The 259-nt window shown below is 55.6% G+C and carries 1 protein-coding gene; it reads right to left on the bottom strand.

From position 1 onward, the window contains the following. A partial coding sequence (locus MKR94_RS17415; RefSeq protein WP_422047546.1) for a pentapeptide repeat-containing protein occupies window positions 1–247 on the bottom strand: 247 nt, incomplete at its 3' end. Window positions 248–259 lie beyond the last annotated feature (12 nt).

Raw genomic sequence — 259 nt, 5'->3', positions numbered from 1 at the left:
AGTTTCCGGTGCCCGCGTTTCCTATCCCGAAGTTTCCGCTGCCCGAGTTGAACAATCCGATGTTTCCGTCACCCGAGTTGAACAATCCGATATTGTGGCTGCCCGAGTTCAGGCTGCCGAACCCGATCTGGCCGCTGCCGGTGAGCCCGATCCCGATATTGTTGCTGCCGATATTCGCAAAACCGATATTGTTGTCACCCGTGTTCGCGAAGCCAAGATTATTGCTGCCGGTGTTCGCAAAGCCGATGTTGTAGCTGCC

The sequence above is a fragment of the Rosenbergiella metrosideri genome, assembly GCF_022602565.1.
GTDB classification, from domain to species: domain Bacteria; phylum Pseudomonadota; class Gammaproteobacteria; order Enterobacterales; family Enterobacteriaceae; genus Rosenbergiella; species Rosenbergiella metrosideri.
Note: the sequence above shows the minus strand (reverse complement) of the source record. Positions and strands in the feature narration are given on the sequence as shown.